25 protein-coding genes are annotated in these 24,237 nt (G+C 49.4%); 22 read left to right on the forward strand and 3 right to left on the reverse strand.

The window, feature by feature from the left end; all coding sequences use genetic code 11:
- Positions 1 to 69 precede the first annotated feature (69 nt).
- The 13 genes from ACLTOQ_RS03735 (at position 70) to ACLTOQ_RS03795 (ending at position 13,124) form a co-directional block, all read left to right on the forward strand.
- Entirely contained in the window at positions 70 to 3,351 is a 3,282-nt protein-coding gene (locus ACLTOQ_RS03735) for an ATP-binding domain-containing protein (RefSeq protein WP_412318777.1), read from the forward strand.
- 30 nt (positions 3,352 to 3,381) lie between these two features.
- Positions 3,382 to 4,044 carry an L-serine ammonia-lyase, iron-sulfur-dependent subunit beta gene (gene sdaAB, locus ACLTOQ_RS03740; protein WP_117961479.1) on the forward strand — a complete coding sequence of 221 codons (663 nt, stop codon included), beginning with the start codon at positions 3,382 to 3,384 and terminating at the stop codon, positions 4,042 to 4,044.
- Between the two features lie 14 nt (positions 4,045 to 4,058).
- Positions 4,059 to 4,925: an L-serine ammonia-lyase, iron-sulfur-dependent, subunit alpha gene (gene sdaAA, locus ACLTOQ_RS03745; protein WP_021915860.1), complete on the forward strand. Its 867-nt coding sequence runs from the start codon at positions 4,059 to 4,061 to the stop codon at positions 4,923 to 4,925.
- A 404-nt stretch (positions 4,926 to 5,329) separates the two neighbouring features.
- Complete coding sequence (locus ACLTOQ_RS03750) at positions 5,330 to 5,758, forward strand: hemerythrin family protein (protein WP_412318779.1); 429 nt, start codon at positions 5,330 to 5,332, stop codon at positions 5,756 to 5,758.
- Positions 5,718 to 6,437, forward strand: a complete 720-nt coding sequence (locus ACLTOQ_RS03755) for an NAD-dependent protein deacylase (protein WP_412318780.1) — start codon at positions 5,718 to 5,720, stop codon at positions 6,435 to 6,437. The genes ACLTOQ_RS03750 and ACLTOQ_RS03755 overlap by 41 nt, the downstream gene beginning before the upstream one ends.
- 25 nt (positions 6,438 to 6,462) lie before the next feature.
- Complete coding sequence (locus ACLTOQ_RS03760) at positions 6,463 to 6,645, forward strand: DUF951 domain-containing protein (protein ID WP_412318781.1); 183 nt, start codon at positions 6,463 to 6,465, stop codon at positions 6,643 to 6,645.
- 96 nt (positions 6,646 to 6,741) lie between these two features.
- Positions 6,742 to 7,032: a 30S ribosomal protein S6 gene (gene rpsF / locus ACLTOQ_RS03765; protein WP_021915864.1), complete on the forward strand. Its 291-nt coding sequence runs from the start codon at positions 6,742 to 6,744 to the stop codon at positions 7,030 to 7,032.
- Between the two features lie 14 nt (positions 7,033 to 7,046).
- A complete protein-coding gene (locus ACLTOQ_RS03770; RefSeq protein WP_021915865.1) occupies positions 7,047 to 7,508 on the forward strand; it encodes a single-stranded DNA-binding protein in 462 nt (153 codons plus the stop codon).
- 156 nt (positions 7,509 to 7,664) lie between these two features.
- Positions 7,665 to 7,928, forward strand: a complete 264-nt coding sequence (gene rpsR, locus ACLTOQ_RS03775) for a 30S ribosomal protein S18 (RefSeq protein ID WP_021915866.1) — start codon at positions 7,665 to 7,667, stop codon at positions 7,926 to 7,928.
- A 320-nt stretch (positions 7,929 to 8,248) separates the two neighbouring features.
- The gene (locus ACLTOQ_RS03780) at positions 8,249 to 10,306 is read left to right on the forward strand and encodes a DHH family phosphoesterase (RefSeq protein WP_412318782.1); all 2,058 of its coding nucleotides are present in this window, start codon (positions 8,249 to 8,251) and stop codon (positions 10,304 to 10,306) included.
- Positions 10,303 to 10,749: a 50S ribosomal protein L9 gene (gene rplI, locus ACLTOQ_RS03785; protein ID WP_021915868.1), complete on the forward strand. Its 447-nt coding sequence runs from the start codon at positions 10,303 to 10,305 to the stop codon at positions 10,747 to 10,749. The genes ACLTOQ_RS03780 and rplI overlap by 4 nt, the downstream gene beginning before the upstream one ends.
- A 113-nt stretch (positions 10,750 to 10,862) precedes the next feature.
- Positions 10,863 to 12,206 carry a replicative DNA helicase gene (gene dnaB / locus ACLTOQ_RS03790; RefSeq protein ID WP_021915869.1) on the forward strand — a complete coding sequence of 448 codons (1,344 nt, stop codon included), beginning with the start codon at positions 10,863 to 10,865 and terminating at the stop codon, positions 12,204 to 12,206.
- A gap of 267 nt (positions 12,207 to 12,473) precedes the next feature.
- Positions 12,474 to 13,124: a helix-turn-helix domain-containing protein gene (locus ACLTOQ_RS03795; protein ID WP_412318783.1), complete on the forward strand. Its 651-nt coding sequence runs from the start codon at positions 12,474 to 12,476 to the stop codon at positions 13,122 to 13,124.
- Positions 13,125 to 13,277: 153 nt separating this feature from the next.
- On the opposite strand, the gene ACLTOQ_RS03800 is transcribed toward ACLTOQ_RS03795, so the two are convergent.
- Positions 13,278 to 13,448 (reverse strand): DUF362 domain-containing protein, encoded by a 171-nt coding sequence (locus ACLTOQ_RS03800; RefSeq protein WP_021915871.1) that lies wholly within the window; start codon positions 13,446 to 13,448, stop codon positions 13,278 to 13,280.
- Between the two features lie 305 nt (positions 13,449 to 13,753).
- Between ACLTOQ_RS03800 and ACLTOQ_RS03805 the strand changes: the two genes are divergently transcribed.
- The 3 genes from ACLTOQ_RS03805 to pflA all read left to right on the forward strand — a co-directional run bounded on the left by ACLTOQ_RS03805 (position 13,754) and on the right by pflA (position 17,683).
- Positions 13,754 to 13,945 (forward strand): DUF1858 domain-containing protein, encoded by a 192-nt coding sequence (locus ACLTOQ_RS03805; RefSeq protein WP_021915872.1) that lies wholly within the window; start codon positions 13,754 to 13,756, stop codon positions 13,943 to 13,945.
- 276 nt (positions 13,946 to 14,221) lie between these two features.
- On the forward strand, positions 14,222 to 16,489 hold the full coding sequence (gene pflB / locus ACLTOQ_RS03810; protein ID WP_118497292.1) for a formate C-acetyltransferase: 2,268 nt from the start codon (positions 14,222 to 14,224) through the stop codon (positions 16,487 to 16,489).
- Positions 16,490 to 16,951: 462 nt separating this feature from the next.
- On the forward strand, positions 16,952 to 17,683 hold the full coding sequence (pflA, locus tag ACLTOQ_RS03815; RefSeq protein ID WP_021913966.1) for a pyruvate formate-lyase-activating protein: 732 nt from the start codon (positions 16,952 to 16,954) through the stop codon (positions 17,681 to 17,683).
- An 85-nt stretch (positions 17,684 to 17,768) separates the two neighbouring features.
- Here pflA and ACLTOQ_RS03820 read toward each other — a convergent pair whose 3' ends face one another.
- A complete protein-coding gene (locus tag ACLTOQ_RS03820) occupies positions 17,769 to 18,533 on the reverse strand; it encodes an adaptor protein MecA (protein WP_412318784.1) in 765 nt (254 codons plus the stop codon).
- A 578-nt stretch (positions 18,534 to 19,111) separates the two neighbouring features.
- Here ACLTOQ_RS03820 and ACLTOQ_RS03825 point away from each other — a divergent pair.
- The 6 genes from ACLTOQ_RS03825 (at position 19,112) to ACLTOQ_RS03850 (ending at position 23,776) form a co-directional block, all read left to right on the forward strand.
- Positions 19,112 to 19,324, forward strand: a complete 213-nt coding sequence (locus ACLTOQ_RS03825) for a hypothetical protein (protein WP_117961495.1) — start codon at positions 19,112 to 19,114, stop codon at positions 19,322 to 19,324.
- 99 nt (positions 19,325 to 19,423) lie between these two features.
- Positions 19,424 to 19,618 carry a hypothetical protein gene (locus tag ACLTOQ_RS03830; RefSeq protein WP_412318785.1) on the forward strand — a complete coding sequence of 65 codons (195 nt, stop codon included), beginning with the start codon at positions 19,424 to 19,426 and terminating at the stop codon, positions 19,616 to 19,618.
- A 93-nt stretch (positions 19,619 to 19,711) separates the two neighbouring features.
- Positions 19,712 to 21,400 carry a glycosyl hydrolase family 18 protein gene (locus ACLTOQ_RS03835; RefSeq protein WP_412318787.1) on the forward strand — a complete coding sequence of 563 codons (1,689 nt, stop codon included), beginning with the start codon at positions 19,712 to 19,714 and terminating at the stop codon, positions 21,398 to 21,400.
- Positions 21,401 to 21,559: 159 nt separating this feature from the next.
- The gene (locus ACLTOQ_RS03840; protein WP_412318788.1) at positions 21,560 to 22,288 is read left to right on the forward strand and encodes an N-acetylmuramoyl-L-alanine amidase; all 729 of its coding nucleotides are present in this window, start codon (positions 21,560 to 21,562) and stop codon (positions 22,286 to 22,288) included.
- Between the two features lie 375 nt (positions 22,289 to 22,663).
- On the forward strand, positions 22,664 to 22,825 hold the full coding sequence (locus ACLTOQ_RS03845) for a hypothetical protein (protein ID WP_412318789.1): 162 nt from the start codon (positions 22,664 to 22,666) through the stop codon (positions 22,823 to 22,825).
- Entirely contained in the window at positions 22,826 to 23,776 is a 951-nt protein-coding gene (locus ACLTOQ_RS03850; RefSeq protein WP_412318790.1) for an Rpn family recombination-promoting nuclease/putative transposase, read from the forward strand.
- 248 nt (positions 23,777 to 24,024) lie between these two features.
- Here the strand turns inward: ACLTOQ_RS03850 and ACLTOQ_RS03855 are convergent, their stop codons facing one another.
- Positions 24,025 to 24,201, reverse strand: a complete 177-nt coding sequence (locus tag ACLTOQ_RS03855; RefSeq protein WP_337426782.1) for a hypothetical protein — start codon at positions 24,199 to 24,201, stop codon at positions 24,025 to 24,027.
- Positions 24,202 to 24,237: the final 36 nt, after the last annotated feature.

Consider the following 24,237-nt stretch of genomic DNA (forward strand, 5'->3'; position numbering starts at 1 on the left):
ATCGCGCGGACGAACAGGTACAATAGAGGGACAGCTAAAGGAAAGAGCAACAGAAGAAAGGAGCGCTGTATGAAGCGAAATATAAGCCGTAAGGCGGAAGAAGCTTATCTGGCGGAAACTCTGAGGGTCGTGCGTGACAACGTGCGGGAATATGGACAGGAAGTTGCGAAGATGCAGGAGGATATCGATGAAATGCTTGAGCATTATCATGATAACGATGCGGAAGTCCTGACGATCCTGAACAATACCGTAACCATGCACACCCATATGAAGCGGGCATTGGAGCGCAATGAAAAGGCGCTGAAAAAGCCCTACTTCGGGCGAATTGTTTTTCATGACGAGGCATTAAATAGAGAAGAATCCCTCTATATCGGGCGGGGCGGCATCGCAAAGGATACCACCCACCAAATGGTGACAGACTGGCGTGCACCGGTGGCCAATGCCTATTATGAAAACGGATTGGGAAAATGCAGCTACCCCGTACCGGATGGTCAGCAGATGGAGATCGAGCTTTTGCTCAAACGGACGTATGAGATCGAGGATGCAAAGCTGATCGACTATTATGATTCGGAAGTCGTGGCAAACGATGAGCTTCTGACGCGGTATCTTGCAAAAAATAAAAAGGCGGTTTTGGGGGAGATCATTGCGACGATCCAGCAGGAGCAGAACGAAATTATCCGGAAATCGCCCTATCACAGCATGATCGTGCAGGGCGTGGCAGGCTCTGGCAAGACCACGGTGGCGATGCACCGGATTTCCTATATTTTATACAATTATGAAGAACGGTTTCAGCCGGAGGATTTTTATATCGTCGGCAGCAACCGGATTTTGCTGGACTATATCACGGGTGTCCTGCCGGATCTGGATGTGTATGGCATCCGACAGATGACGATGGAGCAGCTGTTTGTACGCCTTTTATATGAGGACTGGGACGAAACCTACCGCATCTGCCCGGTGCGCGATGCCGGGAAAGACGGTGCGGTGCGAGGAACTCTTGCGTGGTTTGAAAAGCTGCAGAAGTTTTGCAGCAGAGTGGAGTGGAACACGATCCCGAGGACGACGGTGTTGTTTAACCGGAAGCAGTTTGTAGAGGGGCTTCGGGACGGTCGTGTCGGTGTGTTCGATGAGAGCGGCGGCAAAAATGACCCGAAAGATATGGTCGTTTTGATGACAGGCGAGGCAATTGAACGTTATATCCGTCAGAATCCGTCCGTGTCCGCGCAGAGCAAGGTGCTGATGCTGCAGGAGCGTTTGATGGGAAAAGTGGAGGACGAATTTTTAGGAAAGGGCATCAGCTATACCTTAGAAGAAAAAAAGGCAATCCGCCGCTCAATGCGTAAAAGGTTCGGCGCAAGGCAATGGAAAAAATCCGTTTATGAGATGTATCATGATTTCCTGACAGAGCAGAAACAGCAGGGCGTCTGCGTCGAAGAACCGCAGGAGGAGCTGGATGTGTACGACCTGGCGGCACTTGCCTATCTGTATCGCAGAATGCGGGAAACGGAGGTCATCAGCGAAGCGCATCATATCGTTGTGGATGAAGCGCAGGATTTCGGTGTTATGGTCTATGCAGTTTTAAAAGAATGCGTCAGAAGCTGCACTTACACGGTCATGGGGGATGTATCCCAGAATATCCGCATGGATTACGGTATCAGCGACTGGGAAGGGGTGAAAAACATCCTGCTGACCGGAGAACGGGATAACTTTTGCGTACTGAGAAAAAGCTATCGGAATACCGTAGAAATTGCAAATTTTGCATCGGACATCCTGGCGCACGGAGAGTTCCCGGGGTATGGGGCAGAGCCGGTCATCCGGCATGGCGAAGCGGTTGGCATCCGACAGACAGCAGGAAGGGATCTGTACCGGGAAGCGGCAAAAATCTGCAAAGGATGGCAGACGGACGGTTTTGACACGATCGCGGTGATCTGCCGGGATCAGAAGCAGGCGCAGGAGACGGCAGAGCTTCTGCAAAAAGAGCTGCCGGTCATGCCCTGGGATCCGGAAAAAGCGTCGTTTGAAAAAGGAATCATGGTATTTCCGGTGGAATATACCAAGGGACTGGAATTCGACGCGGTTCTGCTGCTCAGCCCGGATCGGGAGTCCTATCCGATAGACGATGGACATGCGAAGCTTTTGTATGTCGCGGCAACAAGAGCACTGCACCGGCTGGAGGTTCTGCACACCGGCAACCTTACTGGGCTGATCGCAGACCCGATTCCGAAAAAGAACAAAAAGCGAGTATCCGGCGCGAAGAAAAAGGTCGTCATCGTGCAGAATCCGCCCGGCGGACAGGAAGCACCGTTGCCATATGGAACGGGTGCGATGCAGGAAAGTGCGGACGCACGCAGCGCAGGCGGAAAAACACAGGGCAGTGCCCATCCGGCGGCAGCTGCACCCCGGCCGACGTCTGCTGGTGCCGGCTGGACGTCGCGCCCGAAGCCGGTTATTTCCGGTCAGCCGCAGAAAGCCCTCCATCCGCTGGCGTCGCTGTACGGGAGCAACAGCCAGACTGCACAGGGATCTGGCAGAGCTGTAGGCAGTAGACAATCTGCACAGGCAGCTGGCAGAACGGTGAACGGCACGGTACAGCCGCGTGTCACAGGCGATATGCATGCCAGCACAGCATCCGGTGTCCTTTCGTTCGGTGAACTTCCGGATACCGCGAAGCTGCGGGCGGCGGGACATGCGAAGATCGACCATTCGATTCGCTGGGTACAGCGTAAGGAGGACGGTCTGTATTTACAGAGCCGTTATGGAGTGACCCGTTTGAGCCCTGTCGGCAGCGGAATTCTGCGCGTCACTTTTTCACGGGGCGAGATGCCGCCGGTGCATCCTGCAATCGCCGTCACCCGGGTGGAGAAAAACTGGCAGATGCGCGAAAAACCGACGCTTGTGGAGATGCGAACGCCGGAAATGTATGTGGTTGCGGACAAAAAGACAGGTGCGCTGCGGTTTCTGGATAAGGACAGCGAAATCTTGCTGGAAGAAAGCGGACAGGATCGCTGCCTGATCGAAAATGCACCAAACGGTGGGCGCAGCAGGCTGTTTTTTGACTGGAAAAAAGGAGAAGGGCTCTATGCAGCAGGCGCGCTCGGTAAAGGCGGAATCCATCTGGAAAAGACGGCGCGGTGCATCTCCCATGGAGTCGAAAACGAACTTCCATATCTGATTTCCGACCGAGGCTATGGCATTTTGTTGGCATCGTCCAAAGAAGTGATCTTCTGCAGCCTGCCCGTATACGGAAACCAGATTTGTCTGGAAGGTACGCAGCAGCCGGATTATTATATTATTGTAGGGAAAAAATTAGAGACGCTGTTGAAGGCCTGCGCATATCTGTGCGGAAAGCTGTGAGAAAAAGCGTGTCTGAGGAATGGAGAAGCTATGAACATACTGGATATTGTTGGGCCTGTGATGGTAGGACCCTCCAGCTCCCACACGGCGGGGGCGGTGCGGATCGGTCAGACGGTGGGAAAGCTTTTGGGAGAACGGGTCGTGAATGCAAAGATCGGGCTGCACGGCTCTTTTCTGGCAACAGGGCGCGGACATGGAACAGACCGCGCGATTGTGGCGGGACTGTTGGGGCTGGCAGTGGACGACCCGCGGATTCCGGAAAGCTTCGCAGAAGCAAAAAAGGCAGGGCTTTCGTTTTCCTTTGAAGGAATCAGCCTTATGAATGCGCATCCGAATTCCGTTCGGCTGGAGGTGACCGGAGAGAGCGGGCGAAAGCTGGAAGCGATCGGTGCATCGATCGGCGGCGGACGGATCAGAATCTGCGAGATCGATGGACTGACTGCAAATTTTTCCGGGGAAGCTCCGACACTGGTTGTATACAATCAGGACAAGCCGGGCTGTATTGTAAAAGTAACGTCGCGCCTGGGCGAAGCCGGGATCAATATCGCGACGATGCAGGTGTACCGGGACGAACGCGGCGGACATGCCGTTATGGTAATCGAAGTGGATCAGGAAGTACCGCGGGAGCGGATTGCAGCACTGGAGCAGGAAGAGGGCATTGAAAAAGTAATCTACCTGTGTCTGGAAGAATAGGAGGCAGCAAAGATATGTATCGTTCATTGGAAGAGATCTGCAAGGAAGCTGCAGCGACAGGCTGCAGTTTCTGGGAGCTGATCCAAAAAGATGACTGCCGGGAGCGGCAGATTGCACAGGAGGAATCCTTTGTGCAGCTGCAGCGCATGTACCAGGCGATGAAAGAGGCGGATCAGGACTATGACGGAACCCTGCATTCCCGCAGCGGGCTGGTGGGCACGGACGGCGGCAAGCTGGAGCACTATGTGGAGCAGGAAGAGCCGATCTGCGGCGATTTTCTTGGGCGCGTGATGGAAAAGGCGGTCAAAATGGGAGAGTCCAACGCCTGTATGAAACGAATTGTCGCAGCGCCTACGGCGGGTGCGTGCGGCGTTGTGCCGGCAGTTTTTCTGAGCATGCAGGAAAAATATCATTATACGGATGAAGAAATGACAAAAGCGCTGTATGTGGCGGCCGGCATTGGCGGGGTAATCGCATCCCGGGCGTTTATTGCGGGCGCGCAGGGCGGTTGTCAGGCGGAAATCGGTTCGGCATCGGCAATGGCAGCAGGAGGTGCGGTGCATTTGCGGGGCGGCTCTGCAGAGGCGGTGGCGCACGCAGCAGCAATGGCACTGAAAAATCTGCTGGGTCTGGTGTGCGATCCGGTAGCAGGTTTGGTAGAAGTACCCTGCGTAAAACGAAACGTATCCGGCGCGGTTGTCGCCCTTTCGGCGGCAGACATGGCGCTTGCCGGAGTGCGCAGCAGAATTCCTCCTGACGAGGTGATTGACGCGATGCGGGAGGTCGGAATTTCGATGCCGGCATGTCTTCGGGAAACCGGAGAGGGCGGTCTTGCCGCGACGCCGGAGGGAATTAAAATGCGGGATCGCATCATGGACTGAGTATGCGCTGAAAAAAGGTCTGTGTATCTGTTACAGTTCACTCGTACCGTTTGGGGGCAGATTTCATGCTCGCATGAAAATCTGCTTACAAAAAGGTACGAAGGGAGCGCCACTTTATGAGCAAAAATGAACTGCGAAGCAGCGGAGAGCGTCGAAGACGCGGTTTTGCGAATGGCGCGTGTGAACAGTAACGTGTATCTGAAAATGCACACTTTCGGAAGGCAAGATTTGTTGTAAACTATGGCTGTTTATGGTACACTTTTTCTATCTGAAACGTTTTGGTTCGATGGGAGAGGGAAGGACATGGTTGGAGTTTGTCAGCGCCAGAACATGATGTTGTCTGGATGCGCTAAGACGCCAACAGACGTTTAACGAACGTGAAAATGACAGGAGAGAAAGCAGGAATGAAACAGAACAAAGAAGATTTTCTGACGGGTGTAGGAGCAGTAGATGCAGAGCATGTGGTTCTGCTGGATCTGACAGACCAGGTGGGTGCGCTTTTGGCAGATGAAAACATGCTGTTTAAATGTGCGGATATTCGACAGCTTTTAAAGCGGCTGGAGGATTACACGACGATGCATTTTACACATGAAGAGCAGCTGATGGAAAAGATGGGCTATGGCGGAATCGAAGAACAGAAGAAACAGCATCGGATGTTCGTGCAGAAGCTGGAAGAGTTTACCGATCGGGTATCGAAGCTTTCGCTTGGTACGCAGGACGCCATGATCCAGGATCTGTTTGAGTATCTGCAGCAGTGGCTGCAAGATCATATCAAAGTTGAGGATATGCAATATGCCAGATTTGCAATGGAAAAAACTAAAGGAGATTGTTGATCAGAGCGATAATATCGTTTTCTTCGGCGGTGCGGGCGTGTCCACGGAGAGCGGAATCCCGGATTTTCGCAGTACGGACGGTCTGTACCATCAGGAATACCGTTATCCGCCCGAGACGATTTTAAGCCATACCTTTTTTCGACAGAATCCGGAAGAATTTTACCGGTTTTACCGTGCCAAGATGCTGGCGCCGCACGCAAAACCAAACGCTGCGCATAAAAAGCTTGCCCAGTGGGAAAAGGAAGGCAAATTAAAAGCGGTCATCACGCAGAATATCGATGGACTGCATCAGGCTGCCGGCAGCAAAACAGTACTGGAGCTGCACGGAAGTACGCTCCGCAATTATTGCATGAAGTGCGGGCGGTTTTACGATCAGAATGCAATTCTGGAAAGCACAGGGGTTCCGCACTGCGAATGCGGCGGCGTGATCAAACCGGATGTTGTGCTCTATGAAGAAAGCCTGGATCAGAAAGTGCTGAAAGAAGCGGTTTCCTTTATCAGCCATGCGGATGTACTGATTGTCGGAGGAACCTCGTTAGTGGTTTATCCGGCGGCGGGGCTGATCGATTACTATCGCGGCAACAAACTGGTTTTGATCAACCGGACGCCTACGGCGCGGGATTCGGCAGCGGATCTGGTGGTTGCAGGCAGCATCGGGGAGATTTTTGATTCCCTGTAAAACGGAATCTTATAAGGAGATTTTCATGGATATTCAGGTCGGAGATGTGGTGACGCTGAAAAAACAGCATCCCTGCGGCAGCCGGGAATGGGAAGTCCTGCGGATCGGAGCGGATTTTCGGCTCAAATGTGCAGGCTGCGGTCACCAGATTATGATCACACGCAGACTGGTTGAAAAAAATCTGCGTGATATTAAAAGAAAAGCTTGAAAACAATATGATTTCATGGTATTATAGATAACCGTGATATATATTCCTTGCTCCTTTTATTGGAAAGGGGCCAGAGACCAAAAGGAGGTAATTAGCATGAACAAGTACGAATTAGCTGTGGTTGTCAGTGCGAAAATCGAAGATGAAGAAAGAGCTGCGGTTGTTGACAAGTGCAAGGCGCTGATCGAAAGATTTGGCGGCACCATCACCAACGTTGATGACTGGGGCAAGAAGAGACTCGCTTACGAGATCCAGAAGATGAAAGAAGGCTTCTATTACTTCATCCAGTTCGAGGCTGAATCTTCTGCACCTGCAGAGATCGAAAGCCGTATTCGCATCATGGACAACGTATTGAGATACTTAGTTGTCAAGAATGAGACGAAGTAAGAAAGAGAGTCAATATGAATAAAGTTATTCTTATGGGCCGTCTTACCAGGGATCCCGAGGTTCGGTATTCCCAGGGAGACAACGCTATGGCGATCGCCAGATATACACTGGCTGTGGATCGGAGATTTAACCGCAATAATAACGATGAGAATTCCGCAGACTTTATCGGATGCGTTGCATTCGGCAAGAGCGCAGAGTTCGCAGAGCGGTATCTCCATAAGGGAACCAAGATTGTGGCGACCGGCAGAATCCAGACTGGTAGCTATGTCAATAAGGATGGCGTCAAAGTGTATACGACTGATGTTGTTGTGGAAGATCAGGAGTTTGCAGAGAGCAAGAACAGTGCAGCCAGTAACGATGGGGGTTACAATGGCGGCGGTTATAACAGTGCACCTGCAAGACCCCAGCCTGCTGCAGCGACAGACGGCTTCATGAACATTCCGGATGGAATCGACGAGGAGCTGCCGTTCAACTAAGCAAAATTTTTGTTTCGCAAAAATTTTGCGCTACATCTCGAGCACGAAGTGTTTGAGATGTTTCCCGTTTTAATTTTCCGCTCGCGGAAAATTGCGCTGCTTCTCGGATGCAAAGCATTTGAGAAGTTTCTATATTCAAACAGGAGGTAAACCATCATGGCATTCAATAAATCTGAAAGACCTGACGCTCCCGCACGGAGAAGAGGCGGCATGCGCAGAAGAAAGAAAGTTTGCGTATTCTGTGGTAAGGACAATGTGATCGATTACAAGGATACCAATAAGTTAAAGAGATACGTTTCCGAGAGAGGTAAGATTCTTCCCAGAAGAATTACCGGCAACTGCGCAAAGCATCAGAGAGCTCTGACTGTTGCAATCAAGAGAGCACGTCATCTGGCACTTATGCCTTACGTTGCTGAATAAATCATCAGACATTTGGGACTGCCGTTTTTGTGAAATTCACAAACGGCAGTCTTTTTAAGTTAGCAGTTCATTCGTACCGTTTGGGGGCAGATTTCATGCTCGCATGAAAATCTGTCTACAAAAAGGTACGAATGGCGCGAGTGAACTGTACAACTGTACCTTTTTGTCGTACCCTGCGCGCAGATGCCAGTTATTTTTATGGAATTTTCCAAAAAGAAATGGTATACTGAATGCATGCTTCCAAAACGGGGCATTTTTACTGCAATCATACACAGAAATGATAAAGGTGCCTGTCTTTCTGACAGGGCATAGGTGTGTTTATGAGAACAAAAAAGAGAATTAGGCTGAAAGGCAGGCTGCGTATCTATATGCAGACCTCCCTTTATATGGGGATTTTACTCCTGATCGTGGATATCGGAACGTATTTTCTGGATGTCCGTGCAGGCTTTCTGCTGACCTGCTTTCTGCTGTTTTATTTTGGAATGATCATTTTACTGATGTTCTATAACAGACCGATCATTTTAAACGAGCTGATCAGCTTCGCAACGCAGTACGGGCAGGTACAGAAGACGCTGCTTCGGGATATGGCGATTCCCTATGCGCTTTTGGATGAAACTGGACGGGTTATCTGGTGCAACGATGCCTTCCGTGCTGCAATCCACAGCGAAAAGGGCTTTCATAAGTCGATTACCTATGTATTTCCGGCAATCACGCGGGAACGGCTGCCGCAGGGCGAGCAGGAGGCGGAAATCGAGATCTCCTTTGAAGAGAGCGATTATATTGCGCATATTACGCGGGTATCGCTGCGGGGGATGATATCGGAAGACAGCGACGTTTTAGATGACGAGGATTATGACAGCTGCCTGTATGCGATGTACCTGTATGATGAGACCGCATTAAAGCTTGCGCTTCGGGAAAACGACGCGCAGTCGCTGGCAGTCGGTCTGATTTACCTGGATAACTACGAAGAGGCACTTGCGAGTGTGGAAGAAGTACGGCGATCCCTGTTAAAGGCGCTGATCGACCGAAAAGTAAACAAATATATTTCCAGCTTCGACGGAATCTGCCAGAATATCGAAAAGGATAAATATCTGGTTATTTTGAAGAAAAAATCCGTAATGCAGATGCAGGAGCAGCGCTTTGAACTGCTTGAGGATGTAAAGACGGTCAACATTGGCAATGAGATGGCGGTGACACTGAGCATCGGTATTGGTCTGGACGGTCTGGTTTATGCACAGAATTACGAATTTGCCCGCACGGCGATTGACTTTGCACTGGGACGCGGCGGCGACCAGGCGGTAGTCAAGATGCCGGACAAGATCAATTATTACGGCGGCAAGAGCCAGCAGGTAGAAAAAAATACGCGTGTCAAGGCCCGGGTCAAAGCCCATGCATTGCGTGAAATTATTACGAGCAAGGACAATGTCCTGATTATGGGGCATAAGATCGGCGACGTGGACAGCTTCGGCGCGGCAGTGGGAATTTATCGGATCGCGCGGACACTGGAGCGGCGTGCACAGATCGTGTTGAACGATGTGACGACTTCGCTTCGCCCGATGGTCGATCTGTTTTTGAACAATCCGGAATATGAAAACGACATGCTGCTGACGAGCGCTCAGGCGTTGGAATGTGCGGGGCCCAATACCGTTCTGGTGGTTGTGGATGCCAACCGTCCGTCACTGACGGAATGCCCGGAACTCTTAAAAATCTGTAAATCCATCGTCGTTCTGGATCATCACAGAGCCGGAACGGAGACGATTGAAAACGCGACCCTTTCCTATGTGGAAACCTATGCGTCGTCCGCCTGCGAAATGGTATCGGAAATCCTGCAGTATACGAGCGATGGAATCCGGATCAAGAGCGAAGAAGCGGACAGCATGTATGCCGGCATGGTGGTAGACACGCAGAACTTTATGACAAAAACCGGCGTGCGCACGTTTGAAGCAGCTGCATTTTTGCGCAGAAACGGCGCGGACGTAACCCGTGTCCGCAAGCTTTTCCGGGAAAATGCGGCAGAATATAAGGCAAAGGCGGACGCTGTCAGCCAGGCGGAAATTTACCGCAATGCCTATGCAATTTCGATCTGTCATTCCGAGGGAATTGCGAGCCCGACTGTTGTGGGCGCGCAGGCTGCAAACGAGCTTCTGGATATCAGGGGCGTCAAGGCAAGCTTTGTCCTGACGGAATATCAGAATAAACTGTTTTTCTCAGCACGCTCCATCGACGAAGTCAACGTACAGGTCATCATGGAGCGGATGGGCGGCGGCGGACATTTGAACATCGCAGGCTGTCAGCTGGAAAATACGTCCGTGGAGGAAGGTATTATTGTACTGAAGCGGACGCTGGATAAAATGATTGAGGAAGGTGAAATATCATGAAAGTAATTTTACTGGAAGATGTCAAAGCACTTGGCAAAAAGGGACAGGTTGTAGAGGTATCCGACGGATACGCAAAGAACTTTATTCTGAAAAAAAAGCTCGGCCTGGAAGCGACCGGCGCTAACATGAACGATTTGAAACTCCAGAAAGCGAGAGACGAAAAGGTTGCGCAGCAGCAGCTCGACGCTGCAAAAGAGCAGGCGGCTTTGCTGGAAGAAAAATCCGTAACCCTGTCGATCAAGGCTGGCGAGGGCGGAAAGGCATTCGGCTCCGTATCCAGCAAGGAAATCGCAGCTGCCTACAAGGAGCAGTGCAATATGGAAATTGATAAAAAGAAAATTCAGCTTCCGGAGTCGATCAAGACCTTCGGCATGCATGAAGTGCCCGTAAAACTGCATCCGCAGGTAACCGGAAAGCTTCATGTGAAAGTAGTGGAAGCGTAAAGACAGAGGATAAGATTGAAAAATAAAATTTTTCAATTGCGGGATTTGTGTCTGCGCGCACTTGACACAAACTTGACATGCGCAAAAAGCGTGCGCAGAAATGAGCGGAAAACATGGCAGCAGCAGATGAGGCGATTTTAAAAAGGGTACTCCCCCACAGCATTGAGGCGGAGCAGTCGGTCATCGGTTCGATGATTATGGACCGGGAAGCGATTGTGGTTGCGTCCGAAATTATTACGGGAGAGGATTTTTATAACCGGCAGTATGGCGTGCTGTTTGAAACGATGGTGGAGCTAAACGACAGTGGCAGACCGGTGGATCTGGTCACGCTGCAGGACAAGCTCCGGGAAAAAGATGTGCCGCCTGAAATTTCAAGTCTGGAGTTTATCCGCGACCTGATTACGGCGGTGCCGACTTCTGCCAATGTAAAATATTATGCCGGTATCGTTGCGGAAAAATCCACACTGCGCAAGCTGATTCGGCTGAATGAGGAAATCGCGAACACCTGCTATGCAGGCAAGGAGGGTCTGGAAGAAATCCTTGAGACGACGGAGAAAAAGGTCTTTGATCTGGTTCAGCGCCGAAATACGGGTGATTTTGTCCCGATCCGTCAGGTCGTTATGAACGCGATGGATCGAATCGAAAAGGCTTCCCGCAATAAAGGAAACGTAACGGGAATCCCGACAGGTTTTATTGACCTGGACTATAAGACAGCGGGACTGCAGCCCTCCGACCTGATTCTGATTGCGGCGCGTCCTTCCATGGGCAAAACCGCGTTTGTCCTGAATATCGCACAGAATGTGGCGTTCAAGCAGGGAATGACGGTAGCAATGTTCAGCCTGGAAATGAGTAAGGAACAGTTCGTGAACCGACTGTTCTCCCTCGAATCCAAGGTGGACTCCCAGCATCTGCGTACCGGTAACCTGACCGATGCAGAATGGGAGAGCCTGATCGAAAGTGCCGGCGTGATCGGAAAATCCAATCTGATTATTGATGACACGCCGGGCATCACGATTGCAGAGTTACGTTCCAAATGCCGGAAATATAAGCTGGAATATGATTTGAAGCTGATCATCATCGACTATTTACAGCTGATGAGCGGCAGCGGCGGACGGTCTTCGGATTCCCGACAGCAGGAGATTTCCGATATTTCCCGTTCCTTAAAGGCACTTGCGAGAGAACTGCAGGTTCCGGTTATCGCCCTTTCCCAGCTGTCCCGTGCGGTAGAGCAGCGTCCGGAGCACAGACCGATGCTGTCCGACCTGCGTGAATCGGGAGCCATCGAGCAGGATGCCGACGTCGTAATGTTTTTGTACCGCGACGATTATTACAATCCGGACACGGAGAAAAAAGGCATCGCAGAAGTCATTATCGCAAAACAGAGAAACGGCCCGATCGGCACGATAGAGCTGGTATGGCTGCCGGACTATACAAAATTTGCCAATTTACAAAAGTAAACAGACGTGCGCACACTGCTTAAGCAGTGCGGCGGTACGTTTTAAAATCAGAACGACGAAAGAGAACAGAAGGCGGAAAAGATTTTATCCGCGCCTGTTCTTTTTTTATCGTATAGGAAACTTCGTTTCTATACGATAAAAACGCTCCGCGAGGATCGCACTGCGGCGGAATGGTAGAATGTCGCTTACGCGACCCGCCGCAGGCGGAGAATCCTGTAGAGCAGGATTTTTTTACAGTTGTTTGTCAAGCAGGGAATGGAGGTTAAGATGACTGCAGAGGGAATGTATACGATTAAAGAAGCGGCAAAAAAGGTTCATGTCGAGGCGCATGCGCTGCGCTACTGGGAGGAAGAGCTGGGGCTTTCAATCAGCAGGAATGATCAGGGCTACCGACAGTACAGCGAGGAGGATATGGAGCTGCTTGAACGGATTCGCCAGTGGAAGGAGAAGGGAATGCAGCTCAAAGCGATCCGCCTGATGCTGTCGGAAAATGGCAGACTTTCCGTTCCGCAGGAAATCGTGCGGGAGGCACAGTCGATGCTGGAGAAGGGGGACGCAGGCGCTGCAGCAGCGCAGCAGGAACACGCACAGTGTGCGTTTACATCAGACAATTCGGATACGCTTCATTCGCAGCATGCGCTCACACCGGGCGGTGCCGATACGGTGGAGAACATCCTTTTGGATGAACGCAGCAGCAAGGCTGCAAAACTTCAGTATCTTCTGGAAAATCTCGTTTCCCGCGCAGTACAGGAGAGCAATGAGATGGTGTTAAAAGAGCTGGATTACCGGTTTCGGCAGATGGAAGAAAATGCGCAGGAGCGGGAACGGCAGCGGATGGAGCGGGAAGAGGAGCATTATCGGAAGCTGGACGAGCTGCTTTGCCAGAAAGGGAGAAGAAAGGGCAGACGGAGACGGTAAAAGGACGGGAAAGATTTGTGCCTGCGCACACTTGACACAAACCCGGTATGCGCAAAAAGCGTGCGCGAAAATGGGAAGACGCAAAAAAATAAGCGGAAGCCGATGAAAATCAACCTCCGCCTATTTTATGTGTTTTGCTTGTGTGGCTTAGACTCAGCCCTCAGAGATAGCGCCAACAGGACACTGACCTGCGCAGGAACCGCAGTCAACGCATTTAGCAGCGTCGATTTCGAACTTGCCTTCTCCCATAGAGATAGCGCCAACAGGACACTGACCTTCACAAGAACCACATGAGATACAGGAATCACCAATTACGTATGCCATGATATAAATCCTCCTTTGAAATTTCTTTTTCTTATTTTAGCTCAAAAAGGCAAAATAGACAAGTACCAAATGGGGTACAAAACGGAAATTTAAAAACCCGCAAACCCGCATAAATACTGGGAAAATAGTAAGCCAAAACGAACTCGAGTAAGAGATGAACAACCACTTCCGGGACGGGAAAAAACAGGGGCAGAACGGAAGAAAAATGGACCGACCGGTTGCCAGATGAATGGGAATGTATTATACTGGTAAAGCTGATAAAGCGGCAGAAAACTGCCGACGGAAGAAAAAAGGAGGTTTGCCGGATGAGTAAATTCAATAAGGATATGACAATTGGTGAAGTACTGCGCATCGATATGAATGCCGCATCTGTCCTGATGGAAATCGGTATGCACTGCCTTGGCTGTCCTGCTTCTCAGGGTGAGACACTGGAAGAGGCTGCTATGGTGCATGGGATTCCGATCGAGAATCTGATGGAAATGCTGGATGAGCTGTAAAGCATTCAAAAATGCAGCTATTTTAAACAATAATATGTTTTTTCAGAGGGACTGACGCAGGACTTGTGCACAGTTCCTCCTGTTGTTTTTTGGCAATGTGCAAGGAAGAAAAAAGAAAATGTATAAAACAATGTACATTGCGCAAAACTGTTGACACTTTTCGCGTTGGGAAGTAGAATTGGTACATAAAGAACAGCATGGGAATCATAAAAGAGGGATTCCTTGTTGATATTATTTATCATTTTTTTTCATGTTACCAAAAGGAGGTAAATTTTCATGGCAGAAGCATGGAGAGGCTTTAAAAAAGATGGCCACTGGGATGTAGACGTCAACGTACGTAACTTTATCCAGACCAACTACACTCCCTATGATGGAGATGAGAGCTTCCTGGAAGGTCCTACCGAAGCTACAGATAAGCTTTGGGGCAGACTGCAGGAGCTGCAGAAGGAAGAGCGTGAGCACAACGGCGTTCTGGATTGCGAAACTGAGGTTGTATCCGGTCTGACCGCTTATGGCCCTGGCTATATCGATGAGTCTATGAAAGATCTGGAGCAGATCGTTGGTCTGCAGACAGACAAGCCTTTAAAGAGAGCATTCATGCCTTATGGCGGTATCAAAATGGCTCAGCAGGCTGCAAGCACTTACGGCTTTGAAGTAAACCCGAAATATGACAAGATCTTCAATGAGTATCATAAGACTCATAACCAGGCTGTATTTGATGCTTATACAGATGAGATGAAGGTTGCTCGTCATACCCATATCGTTACAGGTCTGCCGGATACTTACGGCCGTGGCCGTATCGTAGGCGACTACAGAAGAGTTGCTCTGTACGGTATCGATTTCCTGATCCAGAAGAAACAGGAAGATAAGAAGAACTGCGGCGTAGGCGTTATGGATGAAGAGACCATTCGTCTGAGAGAAGAGATCGCTGAACAGATCAAAGCTCTGCAGGGCATGAAGAAGATGGCAGCTGTTTACGGCTACGATATCTCCGGCCCGGCTACAACCGCTAAGGAAGCTGTACAGTGGTTATACTTCGGTTACCTTGCAGCAATCAAGACCCAGAACGGTGCAGCTATGTCCGTTGGACGTATCTCCACATTCCTGGATATCTATATTGAAAGAGACTTAAAGGAAGGCACCCTGACCGAGAAAGAAGCTCAGGAGCTGATCGACCATATGACCATGAAGTTCCGTATGGTTAAGTTCGCTCGTATTCCTTCTTACAACCAGCTGTTCTCCGGTGACCCTGTATGGGCTACTCTGGAAGTTGGCGGTATCGGCATGGATGGCCGTCACATGGTTACAAAGAACGACTATCGTTTCCTTCATACTCTGGAGAACATGGGACCCAGCCCGGAGCCGAACCTGACAGTTCTGTACTCCAGCGCGCTTCCTGAAAACTTCAAGAAGTATGCAGCTAAGATTTCCGTTAACACATCTTCCATCCAGTATGAGAACGATGATGTTATGAAGCCTATCTGGGGCGATGACTACAGCATCTGCTGCTGCGTATCCGCTACTCAGACCGGTAAGGAAATCCAGTTCTTCGGCGCTCGTGCAAACCTGGCTAAGTGCTTACTGTACGCGATCAACGGTGGTAAGGATGAGAAGCATCTGGACAAGAACGGCAAACATATGCAGTGTGGTCCGGAAATCGCTCCTATTACTTCCGAGTACCTTGATTTCGATGAAGTTATGCATAAATATGATATCATGCTTGACTGGTGTGCATCTCTGTATGTAAACATCCTGAACCTGATTCATTACATGCATGACAAATATTACTATGAAGCAGCTGAGATGGCTCTGATCGATACCGATGTAAGAAGAACATTCGCTACCGGTATTGCAGGTCTGTCCCATGTAGCTGACTCTCTGTCCGCTATCAAATATGCAAAGGTTAAAGTTATCCGTGACGAGCAGGGCTGTGCTGTTGACTTCCAGACCGAAGGCGACTTCCCGAAATACGGTAACGATGATCCGAGAGCAGACGAATTTGCTGTATGGCTTCTGAAGACCTTCATGGAGAAGATCAAGAAGAACAAGACCTACAGAAATTCCGAGCCTACAACTTCCGTACTGACCATTACTTCTAACGTAGTATATGGTAAGGCTACCGGCGCTCTTCCGGATGGCAGACCGGCATACACACCTTTCGCTCCTGGTGCTTCACCGTCTTACGGTGCAGAGAAGAGCGGCCTGCTGGCTTCCCTGAACTCTGTTGCTAAGCTGCCTTACGAGTACGCTCTGGATGGTATCTCCAATACTCAGACCATGGCTCCCAGCGCTCTGGGTCACGACCTGGATGAGCAGAAGACCACTCTGGTAAGAGTTATGGACGGTTACTTCGATCGTGGTGCTCATCATCTGAACGTAAACGTATTCGGTACAGAGAAGCTGTTAGACGCACAGGCTCATCCTGAGAAGCCTGAGTACGCTAACTTCACCATCCGTGTATCTGGTTACGCTGTTAAGTTCATCAGCCTGACCAAGGAACAGCAGGATGACGTTATCGCAAGAACCTGCCATAAGTCTCTGTAACTTAACTACAGTTTTTAACAGGTGTATTTTAAAGGAGTCGGGCAGCTTGCCCGGCTCCTTTTTACGCGAGTAATGAGCCAAAGTCCGAGCTTGCTCGAGACGTTGGCGAATACCGCGATAACGGGCAAAATGCGCAGCATTTTGTCCCGTACCCGACCAGATTCCTGGTCGAGAAAAGCCCTCCGGGTGGATCGCACTGCGGCGGCGTGGAAACAAGTCGCTTACGCGATCCGCCGCAGGCGGAGGAATCCCGCTTGCGGGATTCCATTTACACGGGCAAAATGCGCAGCATTTTGTCCCGTACTCGACCAGATTCCTGGTCGAGCATAAAACATCCGTTATGTGGAATAATGGATAGTAAAATACAGCAAAAGGAATACCTCGTGCTGCCCGCAGGGGATGACTGCAGCGATGTCTGACGCATATCCGCAGTGAATGCCTGCAAGGCAGGGAAAGGACGATATGATTAAAGGCAGAATTCACTCGTTGGAGTCTTTTGGGGCAGTAGATGGTCCCGGAATCCGTTATCTGATTTTCTTAAAGGGATGTAATATGCGCTGCCAGTATTGCCACAACGTAGATACCTGGAATCCGGAGACGGATAACCTGATGACGGCAGACGAACTGTTGGACAAAGCAGAACGTTTCCGCAGCTACTGGGGCAAAGAAGGCGGCATTACCGTCAGCGGCGGTGAGGCACTTTTGCAGATTGATTTTCTGATTGATCTGTTCCGAAAAGCGCATGAGCGCGACATCAATACGACGCTGGATACTTCCGCACAGCCGTTTACAAGAGAAGAGCCGTTTTTCTCCAAATTTAACGAGCTGTTGAAGTACACCGATCTGGTTATGTTGGACATCAAGCATATCGATGATGAAGAACACAAAAAACTGACCGGTCATACGAATAAAAATATTCTGGATTGTGCAAGATATCTTTCCGATCAGGGTATCAAGATGTGGATCCGTCACGTACTGGTTCCCGGCATTACGGACAAAGACGAGTATCTGATTCGTACAAGAGAGTTTATTGATACGTTGAAAACGGTTACCAAGGTTGAGGTGCTTCCGTACCATACACTTGGCGCATACAAATGGAAAGAGCTTGGAATTCCCTATAAGCTGGAGGGGGTAGAACCTCCGACAGAGGACAGAATTCAGAATGCGAAGAAGATTCTGGAATTTAAAAAATAAAAAAGAGGCGGTGCGCAGATGATAAAAGGAATGCGCGCTGTAAAAAAGCTCCGGCAGGAAGTCCTACCGGAGCTTTTTGTAACCTTTAAATTGCGGCGAGCGTCTGCAGTGCGTTGTTTTCCGCCACAAGTTCATAGTGTTCTTTAAAATATGCTTCGCTGCCGGCAGCGGAGCGCTCGAGACGACCGTATTCGGAAGCAATGTTGCAGATCCGGTTGAAATCCTTTACGGAAGTCTGATCCATTTTGAGGATCAGCAGATAAGAGTCGTTTTTACGGTTTCTGTAAAGGGTATTGTGACCGGTGTAAAAATCGTTCACCACATGGGAAAGGCGAAGCAGCGTGTGCATGGAAGGGAAGGAGAAAATCCGTGCCTCCTGGGGCTGTTTTACCTCTGCTGTAGCTGTGGTTTTGTCTTCTTTGGAAGCAGGGACTGTCGGAGTGCCTGCAGCCTGTGCATGACGGCTTTCCTGGATCTGACGGAACAGGTCGAAAATACTGTCGGTGTTGTCAGAGCTGCTATCGGAAAAATCGTCGGGATCAATCTCGTCGTCATCCTCCATTGCGGGAGCAAATTTGGAAAAGCGCGTGTCGAGCTCCTCCGGATCTTCCACCTTGGTGATTACTAAAACGATGCAGTCGGCATTGAGCGGGATCGCTTCTATCATAAGAGGAATGTCATCCGCTTCAAATCCGAATTTGGCGGAGGCCTGCTGCATCATGTCGCGGAACAGGCTTTTGGCTTTCTCAGTGCCGTATGCCAGCTCGCTGATTTTGAGCTCCCGGTCAGCCAGATCGGCTTTGGTCAGGGTACAGCGGATCTGATGGTCATTCACTTTTTCTATTTTCATATAATCACATCCTTACTTTATAAAATACTTACGGAATCCTGCCGGTGTGACGCACAGAAACGAAAAATTTGCGTTCCTGTGAGAGTTATCATATACACAAGAAAGTGCAAAAGTCAAGCGCATGGGGAAACAGTTTCTTGTTTTTTTAGAAATTGCTTGATTGTATGGTCGGAATCCGTTATAATACAAGCCAGAGATGGTTCCGGACAGTCCGTGTCGGAGCGGAGGTTTGCAGGATACCGATTTTATACCAATCATCAGGGACAGCCATGCTGATATGGCTGCATTCTTATGAGAGAACATCAGCGGCAAAGTTGTTCTCATCATTCTTTATAGTATGTAGCAGTCTCGTAGAGTTATGTGACTCTATCGGAAATTCAAAAATTCAAAATTTACCAATTATCATAACGATGAAGTTTTTTAACATTTTTACGACTATTTATTTGGTGCTTGTATAGGTGTCAGGACACAGTCTATCCATCTCGTTATCGTTTTCGCTTTTGTGTCAGATCTGAACAGGAATATATATCACGCGGCTCCTTTTTGGGACAAAAGCGCATTGGCAAAGGAGAACTGCCATGGGAAGATTAAAAACGGATACCTGGGAACGGATGCTGGAGCAGATGGAACAGGAAGGCGTCGGATTTTACCTGAATGGGAAAAAAACTGCGCCGAGGGAAATTATCCGAACCTGCTGCATGCGGGAAAAGGCTGTATACATGCCGGATTTTGTCATGGATGAGGAAGGAAAGCTCTGCGAAGTCCGGTACGATGAAGTGACAAAATGGTAAACAGATAGGAATGTCATGAATGGTTGGAGGTACTGATATCGGTTTGGAAAAGCGTAGAAAAAGGAACCCCATTTCCATAGATGCTGCAGAAAGCCGATATTGGAGAAGCTGCGGTTTACAGGCGGTCTGTGGATCGCAGCCGGACCTTTAACGGATCGGGAATACTGTTCGAAATGCCGGACAGTATTCTGCGGTTCGTTCGAAACAGAGAGTGTACAAAAAGAGATGGACGTTTTGTCGGTTGTCGTATTTTCAGGCGGTCCGGACAGGGACAGATTGCGGCAGATCCCCTGAAAATCTGACAAATTTGTAATGACGCTGTCTGGAAGGTGTGTTACACTATAACGTGTGTGGGTGAAAAAGAGAAAACACAGGAGATACAGACAAATGAAAAGGAAAGTAATACCGGTGTTAATCGGACTGTTGCTGATTGTTCTGATTCTGGCAGGCGCTGCGGGCGTTTTTTTGTTCCAGAGATATTCCGGTTCGAAGGAAGAAGCGGATTTAAACGCATATTTCGGGCTGAACGGTTCACAGGAGGTCGCGATTGTCTGGAATCAGGAGCTGACAGAGGAAAAGGGACTGCTGCAGGATGAGCGCTGCTATCTGAAGCTGGATACGGTTCATGAGATGCTTAATGAGCGGTTTTATGTGGATCATAATGAAAAGCTGCTTTTGTATACCCTCCCGGAGGAAACGGTACAGATTGGAATCGGGGAGCAGACTGCAGACGGATATACAGCGGCTGTGGAGCAGAACGGGGATGTCTGGCTTGCGCTGGATTATGTAAAGCAGTATTCGGATTTTAATTATGCATTGTATACAGAGCCAAACCGGGTTGTTTTGACGACCAATTGGGATACGCTTCAGAGCGCAGAGCTGAAGAAGAACACAGCACTTCGCGTCAGGGGCGGCGTCAAGAGCGAGGTTCTGCAGAATCTGGAAAAAGGGACGAAGGTCACTGTTTTGGAGGAGATGGAAAACTGGGATCAGGTGCAGACGCAGGATGGCTATATTGGCTATGTCCAGAAAAAGCACTTGACAGATCCGGCAGAGGAAACTCCGGTGAAGGACACCGGATATGTGGAGCCGGATTATACCGGCAATCTGCGGGACCATAAAATCGATCTGGCGTGGCATCAGGTGACCGTAGAGTCGGCAAATTCCACGTTTCCGGGCGTTATGAGCGGTGTGACAGGCGTTAATGTAATTTCTCCGACCTGGTATTCTCTTTACGATAATACGGGCGTTGTGGATGGGATTGCCAGCCCCTCCTATGTGCAGCAGGCACACGCCCTCGGTCTGGAGGTGTGGGCACTGATTGATGATTTTACGCATCGTGAGGATAACGGCGTTGACCCGCAGGAAATTCTATCTTATACGAGTAAGCGGACTGCGATTATCGAGGTTCTGATGAGTGAGGCAGATCGCTGCGGCTTTGATGGAATCAATGTGGATTTTGAAAAGGTGACCGAGGATGGAAGTCAGGATTATATTCAGTTTATCCGGGAGCTGTCCGTAGCGTGCAGACAGAAGGGGCTTGTGCTTTCCGTCGATAACTATGTGCCCCACAACTATAACGCACATTATAAATGGGCAGAGCAGGGCGTGATGGCAGACTATGTGATTATCATGGGCTATGACGAGCACTGGGGCGGTTCAGAGGTTGCCGGTTCCGTAGCTTCCCTTGGCTATGTGACCGAAGGAATTGAGCGGATGACGCAGGAGGTTTCCTCAGAAAAAGTCATCAATGCAGTTCCGCTGTATACAAGAATCTGGACGACTGCAGAGGACGGCGCGGTGACGAGCCGGGCAGTCGGGATTCAGACTGCTTATGATTACATGAACAAAAATCAGGCGGCTGCGACCTGGGACAACAGCGTTGGACAGAATTATGTAGAGTTTGAGACGAGCGATGGAACCGTGCAGATCTGGCTGGAGGACGAACAGTCCCTGGAAGCCAAAATCAACGTGATGAAGGAGCACAACCTGGGCGGCATTGCAGCATGGAAGCTGGGCTTTGATGATGGACGCAAAAATATCTGGGGCGTCATCAGTGAATTTGCGGCAGAGTAAACCGGAAAATAGAATAAGGAATACGGCGGGGGATGCCACGCACCGAAGTGTTATGCACGGAGGTGCTATGCAGACTGGCGGAACCCTTGCGCGGTAAACAGACATAGAGAAGCGGAAGATGCCATACAATAGAAAAAAGCGGGTGAGGCTTTTTCGGGTATGGGACGAAAAGAAATGCAGAGTCTTTTTTCTCTGATAACGGCGGCAGTATTTTTTACTGCCGCTTTTTTTACAGGCAGACAGGCCGCTGTGCTGACCGGAAAGTTTCGGGTAGAGAGGGAGCAGAATAGACAGAGTCAGACGAAATACTGCGTTGTGGTTGATGCGGGACATGGCGGAGACGATCCGGGGAAAATCGGCACAGCCGGAACTCTGGAAAAAGAAATCAATCTGGCGATTGCGAAGCGGTTGGAAGCATTGTTAAAGCAGGCGGACGTTGCGGTTGTAATGACGAGAACGGACAATAACGGTCTGTATGATGAAAATGCGTCCGGGAAAAAAGTGCAGGATATGAAGCGGAGAGTGTCGATGATGGAAGAGGCAAAGGCGGATCTTGCGGTCAGTATTCACCAGAACAGCTATCCCGATCCGGCGATCAAAGGGGCGCAGGTTTTTTATTATACCTCGAGTGTCGAGGGAAAGCAGCTTGCAAAACGCCTGCAGGAGCGCCTGGTAAAAGGACTTGACCCGCAGAACCATCGGCAGGCAAAGGCGAATGACAGCTACTATCTTTTGAAAAAAACAGCATGCCCTATCGTCATTGTGGAGTGCGGATTTTTGAGCAATCCGCAGGAAGAAGCGCTGCTGACAGACAGCGTTTACCAGGAACGGGTGGCGTGGAACATCTTTATGGGGATTATGCAGGAGCTGAAAACGAAGAAGGCGTAGTACCGTATTTTTCACTATTTAAACTCCTGCGAAAATGTGGTAAACTGTAGTGGACACGAAGGGAAACCAAGAGGTGCTGAAGGGGCATTTGATTCATGACAATAGAATGCTCGCAGAGCGTGCATTCTATTGTTTTTACGTGTCCACTGAGGAGCGGGTCACCTGTAAAGCAGGCGCAAGGGCGTCAGTGTGTACTCGCAAATAAAAACTGTCCGGGAACACTCTTTCCGAATCGGACAATCTATCTTTTCTATCGAACACAGCATAGATGGGCTGTGTTTTCATCAGGCAGCAGGTGCTGCAGATTTCAATTTATGGCAATAGAAGGTTTGCAAGGCGTGTATTTCTGTTGCTTTAATCTGAAAAGAGAATAGTGTGAAAAATAAGCGTGATCGCTTATTTTTCACACAGCTATTTGTGCCGCAGGCGTCACAAAGTAGCTATGATCGCAGAGCCGAACTGGACGTTCGCCTCGCGATTCCTTCGGCGCAAAGCGCCTGCGGAATGGAGATTAAAGTGAAAAAGCAGGAGGCGTGAATGGGGAAACAAAACGATGCATTTACGGCGTATTTGGGTCGTGCCGAGGTGTTGGCAGATCTGTACAATGGTTGCCTGTATCAGGGAGAGGAGGTCGTGAAGGCAGGCAACCTGTGTGAGGTACAGCAGTTTTATCAACAAGGATTGTCAGAGCGCGTGAAAAGACCAACTGCCAGAAGGCGGGAGCGGGATGCGATTCGGGCATTTTGGAACGAGAAAAGTTATGTTTTGCTGGCAGCAGAAGCGCAGAATCAGCCGCATTTGGCGATGCCGTTTCGCTGCATGGAATATGATCTGGCAGAATATGCCAGACAGCTTCGCTATATCCGGTTGAAAAGTGAGGGAAAAATAAAAACCGGTGTAGAGTATTTAAGCAAGATGGGCAGAAAAGATCATCTGACGCCGATCGTAACGATCGTGCTGTATCATGGCACGGAGCCGTGGGATGCTCCAAAGAAGCTCAGCGAAATGATGGAGCTGGAAGAGATTGACCCGATTTTAAAACAGATGGTGCAGGAATACCAGATTTATGTGTTTTCGTTGGAGGAGTTGCAGGAGGAATATTTCCAGACAAATCTGCGCGAACTGATTGGTTTGATGAAACGGCGCAGCAGCAAGACAAAAATTCAGGAATACTGCAGAAAACATGCAGATCGGATCAGCAGAATGGACGTAGCGACTTACGATATGATCTGCGTGATGTTAAATCTGAAAGAACTACAGGACAAGAAAGAAAAATATCTGGAAAACGGAAAGGAGTGTATTGATATGTGCAAAGCGATGGAAGAATGGGCAGAGGAACTGAGAGAAGAGGGTGAACAGCTTGGGATGAAAAACACGCTGAAGCTGGTTGCCAAAATGTCAGAGAATGGGGACACAGAGTATATCGCAAGGTTGTTGGAGCCGGAAGTATTTGAGCAAATGGCGGAAAAGTACGGGATGAAAGCGTAAGAATATAAGGTGCAAAAGGAAACCTGAAAAGAAAAACTGGCGGAAGAATGATGCAGCTTACGATTCTCTGAAAGAAAGCAATAAAATAAGAAGTGGAGTTGAATGAGGCAGTGATCCCATGAAAAGTGGGTATCGCTGCCTTTTTTATAAATTATGGTTTAGTAAGTGCTTTTACTTCTTTTAAGACGATATTCTGTACTTCAGGACTGAGCTGTTCAAAGTAGGAAAGCAAAAGAATGGATTGATTGTTATGGGCAGAGGTGGGAAGAGAACTCATCGAGGGAAACAACGTACTTCGGAAAATACACGATATTATCCAAAATGAGATTGATGTCCCGCATATTGCTGCTAAAGACCGCCTCGCGGATGCCGTGGTCGGCAATATAATACTTCTCATTGGTGGCAAGGATCTGTTTGTCCTGCAAGTCCTCCCGCTTTACCTGTTCTATCAGGTAAAGCGG

The sequence above is a fragment of the Gallintestinimicrobium sp. genome (assembly GCF_046968865.1).
Taxonomy (GTDB): Bacteria; Bacillota; Clostridia; order Lachnospirales; family Lachnospiraceae; genus Gallintestinimicrobium; species Gallintestinimicrobium propionicum.